This window comes from Streptomyces bambusae, assembly GCF_019400985.1.
Taxonomy (GTDB): Bacteria; Actinomycetota; Actinomycetes; order Streptomycetales; family Streptomycetaceae; genus Streptomyces; species Streptomyces bambusae_A.
Genome location: NZ_WTFF01000384.1, coordinates 1 through 6,353, shown reverse-complemented (window position 1 = coordinate 6,353; position 6,353 = coordinate 1). Strand labels below are relative to the sequence as shown.

Sequence of the window (6,353 nt, the reverse complement as noted above, 5' to 3'; positions counted from 1 at the left end):
GTCCCGCAGCGCCTCGGCGATCTCGCGGGCGTCGGCCGGGCGGTCGCCGGGACGCTTGGCCAGCAGCCGGATGACCAGCTCGTCGACGGCGGCGGGGACCCCGGGGCGTAACGCGCGGGCGGACGGGACCGGGGCATGGCAGTGCAGGCGGGCGAGGTCGCCGTAGTCGGGCCCCAGATAGGGCTGCTGGCCCGTGAGCATCTCGAACAGGACGCAGCCGACGGCGTAGAGGTCGGTGGCCGGCCCGTCGGCCTCCAGCAGGAAGCGCTCGGGCGCCATGTACTCGGGGGTCCCGATCAGCTGGCCGGGGCCGGTCACCCCGGCGGCGCGGCCGAGGTCGCCGATGACCGTGTACGAGCGGGCGATGCCGAAGTCGAGGAGGACCAGCCGCTCCTGCCCGGCGCCGGCCCCGGCGACGATGGTGCCGCCGGGGCCGCCGCAGGCGTGCCGGGCACCGGACCCGTCGAGGCGCCGGATCATCACGTTCCCCGGCTTCACGTCCCGGTGGACGAGGTTCTGGCCGTGTACGGGCACCAGCGCCTCGCAGAGCTCGGCCGCCCGGCGCAGCGCGTGGTCCACCTCCAGGGCCACGCCCCGGGGGAGCGCCTCGCGCAGGGTGTGGCCCTGCACGTACTGCGTGATCAGGTAGAGGTGCCAGTGGCCGTCGATCTCGGCCTCGTCGACGTCATGGACGCGGACGACCCGGGGGTCGTCGATTCCGGCCAGGATCCGCGCCTCGCGCAGGAACCGCTGGGCGGAGTGGGTACCCCGATCCGGAACCCGCAGGAACTTCGCCACCACCGTGCGGTCCAACCGCAGGTCCTGGGCCTTCCACACCTCCGCCATGCCGCCGTGGAAACGCTCTAAGAGTTCGTACCGGCCAAGCACCAAGCGCCGTGTAGGCGCCGGGTCCGCCCCCCGAAAACCCGACATGGCTCAAGAGTGGCACCCCGGAGGCCGCCGGTTCACCGGAACGGCGAAAACGGAATGGCAAAAACCATACGGCGCCGCCGGGCGCGAACGGGCGTGCGTACAGGGGCACACACGCCCGGACGACGCGACGGCAGCGCCCCCGGCCCGCCCCCTGCCGCTCAGTGCCCCTTGAGCAGGGCGCAGGCGAAGTCCTCCTGCACGGTGCGGAGCCTGGCCAGCAGCGCGGGCTTGTTGTCCTTGCTGGTCTGGGTGGTGATGGTGAAGGTCAGCGAGCGCGTGCCGTCGGGAGTGGCCGCGGCGAGCTGGGTGTAGCCGGGGAAGTTCCCGGTGTGGCCGTACAGCACGCCGCAGCGGGTCGTGTACTGGAAGACGGCCAGCCCGGCGGCGTTGGTCCCGGGGCCGGCGGGCTCGGAGGAGCCGCCGGGGATGAAGCTGAGCTGCTCCTCGCGGGTCCGCTCCGACAGCAGGCGGGGGCCGCCGTAGGCCCGGATGAAGGTGCCCAGCTCCTCGGGGGTGGAGACGATGCCGCCGGAGGCCCAGGCTCCGGAGGCGCCGAGGAGCTCGCTGACGTCCTCGGGCCGCGCGGGCGGGTCGACGTCGTAGCCGTGCAGGAAGGGCCGCGGGAGCCGGTACCCGAGGGGCAGGCTGGTGCGGCGCAGGCCCAGCGGGCGGTACACGAGCTCCTTCAGGAGGTCCTCGTAGCGGCGGCCGGTGACGGCCTCGGCCATGAGGGCGACGGCGATGTTGTCGGAGTCGGAGTACTCGTAGAGGGAGCCGGGGCTGAAGCGCAGCGGCTCGTCGGCCACGAAGTCGAGGAGCCTGCGCGGGTCGAAGACGTGGCGCGGGTCGGCGCGCAGGATGTCCAGGAAGCCGGGGTCGGCGATGTAGTCGGGCAGGCCGCTGGTGTGCTGGAGGAGCTGGCGCAGGGTCACCGCGTGCCAGGCCTCGGGCTGCTCGGGCAGGCGCTCGCCGATGGTGTCGTCGAGGGAGAGCCGGCCCTGGTCGACGAGCCGGAGGGCGACGGCCCCGTTGAACGCCTTGGCGATGCTGGCGATGCGCATGTGGTCGTCGGGGCGCGGCGGGCGGCCGGTGGCGATGTCGCCCACCCCGGCGGTGTACACCTCTGTGCGGTCGCCCCGGGTGAGCAGGGCGATCGCGCCGGGCGGACCGTCGTCCTGTGCGACGAGCCGGTCGAGCTGCCGCTGGAGGCGCAGGTCGTGGTGCGGGCGACCGCCGGCCGGCTCGGGGCCGGCGGCCGCCCGTGCGGGCTGGAGCAGCCCGCCGAGCAGGGCGGCGCCGAGGGCGGCCGTGACGGTGGCTGTGACGGTGGTGGCGGACAGTCCGGTGCGGAAGCGGCGTCCGCGGGCGCGGGTCAGCACGTACGTGTCTCCCGGGGTGCAAAGTGCAGTGAGGTGGGGGATGGGGGAGGGGGTGGTCAGTTCGGGCTTCGGCGACCGGCGGTGATCAGGGTGTGCAGCACCGCCTGTGCCGTCGGGAGCCGGTTGGCCGCCTGCCGCCAGACGAGGGACCTCGGCCCGTCCAGCACCTCCGAGGTGATCTCCTGGCCGCGGACGGCCGGCAGGCAGTGCATGGCCACGGCGTCCGGACCGGCCCGGTCGAGCAAGGCGTCGTCCACCCGGTAGCGCGTCAGATCCCTTGCCCGCAGGTCCTTCTCGCCGGGCTTGTCCATGGGGACCCACACCTCGGCGTAGACGGCCTGGGCGCCGCGCACGGCCTCGGCCGGCTCCGGGACCAGGGAGACGGACCCGCCCGTACGCGCCATCGCCTCGCGCGCGTCACCGAGAACGTCCTCGGTGGGCTCGTAACCGGCCGGACTGGCGATGGTGAGGTGCATGCCGGAGGCCGCGCAGGCCGACAGGAAGCTGTGGCAGGTGTTGCTGGTGCCGTCGCCGACGAACGCCGTACGCAGCCCGGCCAGGGCGCCGAAATGCTCCCGCAGGGCGAGGAGGTCGGCCAAGGACTGGCACGGATGATGGGTGTTGGACAGGGCGTTGACGACCGGGACGGTCGCGGCGTCCGCCAGCTGCTCCACCGTGGCGTGCTCGAAGGTGCGTACCGTGATCGCGTCGACGTACGAGGACAGCACGCGCCCGGTGTCGGCGACCGTCTCGCCGTGGCCGAGCTGCATGCTGTCCTTGTGCAGCACGAGCGCCTGCATGCCCAGCCGGTGGGCGGCCACGGCCAGGGAGACCTGGGTCCGGGTGGAGGGCTTCTCGAAGATGCAGCCGATGCTGGCGCCCCTCAGGTCGTCCTGCCGCCCCAACGGCTCCGCCTTCATCTCGGCGGCGAGGTCCAGCACCGCCGCCAGCACGGCCGGGTCCAGGTCGCCGACCTTCAGCAGGTCGTCCGGGACCTTGCCGGGGACAGCCGTACGCGCGGCGCCGCGGGTGGACACGGGAGGGGGCATGACGGCCTCCGGCTCGGATCGGGGTGGGGCGGAGGTGATTGTTCTCCGGCGGGGAAGGGCAGGAGGGGGGCGACGCGGGCGAGGGCTCCCGTCGGTGCAACGACTTCGGCCATTCGCCGCACCGGACGGGCCCATTCGTCACACCGGGCGGGCCCACTCGCCGCGCGGGACGGGCCCATTCGCCGCACCGGACGGGCCGCGGCGCCGCGTTCGGATACGACCTGCTCGACGATGCCCGGCCGGCCGGTTCTCCGCCATCCGGAAAATGCGTGGTCGCCGGCATGTCCACCGGATACGTTCGTCCGGCAGTTGTCAACCAGTCCCCGCATCGACAAGGCTCTCTGTGACTTTCGTACGCACCGCCCGTCCCGATGAACTCCCCGCCCTGGTCGAGTACCCCGGCGATGCCGAGCGCAACGCCGCCACCCGCGCCTATCTGGCCCAGCTCCTGGAGAGCGCCTGTACCCGCCCCGAGTGGTGCCTGGTCGCCGAGGGCGAGGACGGGCAGTTGGCGGGGAGCGTGGTGCTGTGGACGATGCCGGGACACGAGGTCCCGCTCGCCCTGGTGCTCTTCGAGGCTCCTGCGGACTCGCCGGAGACCGGGGCCGCCCTCCTGGCGGCCGCCGCGGCGAAGGCCGGGGAACTGGGCGCGACCGAACTGGAGCACGTCGTCGACTCTCCCGCCCAGGCCCCGCAGTTCCAGCGGGAGCCGGAGCGCCGCGGCGAGCTGCTGCGGCAGGCGGGCTTCCGGCCGGTCCGTGACGGACGGCGGTTCAGCCGCCAGGCCTCCGCGAGCACTCTCGCCTCCCTGCCCGCGGACGACCCCCGGCTGACGTTCCGTACGCTCGCCGAGCTCGGCCCCGAGCCGTTCCTCGCCCTGCTGGAGGAGCTCCTCGTGGACACGGCCGACGCCCGTCTCTCGGCGGACGTACGCCAGCACGGTCCGCGGCGCGCGGCCGAGCTCCTCTTCGAGGAGACGGCCGAGTTGAAGCACGAGCCCGATTGGTGGGAGATCGGCTACGACGCCGACGGCACCGCCGCCGCGATCAGCCTTCCCGCGCAGAACCCGAGCGTGTCGGTGATCGGATTCGTCGGTGTCGCGCCCGCCCACCGCGGCAAGGGCTACGCCACGTCGGTCGTCGTCCGCGGCACCCGGGTCCTGACCGCGAACGGCGCCACCGAGATCCGCGGGGACTGCGACGCGGCCAACACGGCGATGGCCAAGGCTTTCGTACGGGCCGGGTACGAGAACTTCGCCGACCGGCTGGAGTTCAGCCGTCCACTGTGAGCTGACCGGCTGACCTCACCCGGGGCGCCGAGGCGGCGTCGCTCAGCCCCGGACACGCCCGAGGGAAGCGGGCGCACGGAGGAGAAACAGAAGGCCCGGATTCCGTGGGGAATCCGGGCCTTGTCCGAGCGCTGGGCAGGCCTTGCACCTGCATCCCCCCACAGGAAGTGGGGTGCCTTTCCTTGGACCACCAACGCACGTCCCGCAACCGCATTTTGTGGCCGCGAGCTCTGAGGAAGACTCTACCGCACGGTCAGGGCCGCACGCACCACCAGCCGCACCGCGGTGGCCGCACCCGGACGGACGTGGACCGCATCGCCCTGCCCGGGCGGCCCACGTGCTGTGGTGATCAAGGAGACGGCACGTGACCATGGACGTGTCGTGACTGAATTCCTCGCGGGCGATCCCCTGCTCGCCGCCAAGTTCGCCGTGCCGGTCCAGGCCCCCGGTCTGGTCCGGCGCCAGCGCCTGATGAACCGGATCACCCGGGGCACGCAGGGCCCGCTCACCTTGATCACCGGAGCGGCCGGCGTCGGCAAGACGTCCCTGGCCGCCTCGTGGGCGCGGTCCCGGGCCGCCACGGCCCCGGTGGTCTGGCTGACCCCGGACGAGGACGACACACCGGGGCTGTTCTGGGCCTACGTCGTCGAAGGGCTCCGGCGCGGCGGCGTACTGGCCGACGCGGCCCTGGGCAAGCCCGTCTGCGCCGACGACGTCGACCGGTCCCTGCTGGTCCGGCTGGCCGCGGCCTGTGAACGCCTGCCCGGCCCGGTCGTGCTGGTCCTGGACGGGCTCGACAAGGTACGCGGCAAGGGCGTGTACCCCGGCCTGCGGTTCTTCGCGGAACACGCCGGCCCGGCCCTCCGGCTCGTCGTGATCAGCAGGGAGGATCCGGCCCTGCCGCTCCACCGCTACCGCGCCGAGGGCCGGGTCCACGAGATCCGCGAGCAGGACCTGGCGTTCACCCGGCGCGAGGCGGCCCTGCTGCTGCAGGGACGGGGCCGACCGCCCGACGACCACGTCGTGGACCTCCTGCTGGAGCACACGGAGGGCTGGGCGGCCGGACTGCGGCTGTGCGCCCTGGCCATGGCCCGGTCCGAGGACCCGGCCGGCTTCACCCATTCGTTCACCGCCTCGGAGCAGGCCGTCTCCGACTACCTCCTGACGGAGGTGCTCGCGACCCAGCCCGCACCGTTCCGGGACCTGCTGCTGCGTACCGGCATCCTGCGCCGGGTCCACCCGGAGCTCGCCGCGGTCCTGACCGGGCGGACCGACGCCGAGCGGATCCTGCAGGACCTGGTGCGCTCCCACGCGTTCGTCGAGCCGCTCGACGGAACCAGGTGGTACCGCTTCCACCCCCTGTTCGCGGAGGTCCTGCGTGCCCACCTGCGCAGCCGGCAGCCGGAACTGGAGCCCCTGCTGCACCGCCGCGCCGCCCGCTGGTACGCCGCCCGGGGCCTGACCGCCGAGGCGGTCGACGAGGCCGCCGCCGGCGGCGACTGGCGCTACGCGGCGGGTCAGGCCGTCCAGCACCTGATGGTGGGCCCGCTGCTCGCCGGCTCCGGCGCGTCGCGGTCCGCGGAAACCCTCTCGCGGATGCCCGGGGCCCTGTATCTTATACACACCCGACGCTGCCGCCGATCTTACGCGGCTACATCCTCGTCGGAGTTTACTGCATTTCGCCATTAAGAACTGTCAACACGC

General features: G+C 73.3%; 5 protein-coding genes. 2 read left to right on the top strand and 3 right to left on the bottom strand.

Going from position 1 to position 6,353, the window contains the following annotated elements; genetic code table 11:
- The 3 genes from GPJ59_RS32115 to argF form a co-directional block, all read right to left on the bottom strand.
- Positions 1-846, bottom strand: an 846-nt coding sequence (locus GPJ59_RS32115) for a serine/threonine-protein kinase (RefSeq protein ID WP_219671441.1), incomplete at its 3' end; no start/stop codon positions are given.
- Between the two features lie 245 nt (positions 847-1,091).
- Positions 1,092-2,312, bottom strand: a complete 1,221-nt coding sequence (locus tag GPJ59_RS32110) for a serine hydrolase domain-containing protein (RefSeq protein ID WP_219671440.1) — start codon at positions 2,310-2,312, stop codon at positions 1,092-1,094.
- Positions 2,313-2,368: 56 nt separating this feature from the next.
- Entirely contained in the window at positions 2,369-3,361 is a 993-nt protein-coding gene (argF, locus tag GPJ59_RS32105; protein ID WP_219671439.1) for an ornithine carbamoyltransferase, read from the bottom strand.
- Between the two features lie 343 nt (positions 3,362-3,704).
- Here argF and GPJ59_RS32100 point away from each other — a divergent pair, with 343 nt between their 5' ends.
- Positions 3,705-4,649 carry a GNAT family N-acetyltransferase gene (locus GPJ59_RS32100; protein WP_219671438.1) on the top strand — a complete coding sequence of 315 codons (945 nt, stop codon included), beginning with the start codon at positions 3,705-3,707 and terminating at the stop codon, positions 4,647-4,649.
- 381 nt (positions 4,650-5,030) lie between these two features.
- Positions 5,031-6,338, top strand: coding sequence for an AAA family ATPase (locus GPJ59_RS32095; protein WP_219671437.1), 1,308 nt, complete (start codon positions 5,031-5,033; stop codon positions 6,336-6,338).
- Positions 6,339-6,353 lie beyond the last annotated feature (15 nt).

Bases quoted from the DNA above. Each gene is read 5' to 3' on its own strand.
- argF (WP_219671439.1), bottom strand. From the start codon at position 3,361: ATGCCCCCTCCCGTGTCCACCCGCGGCGCCGCGCGTACGGCTGTCCCC.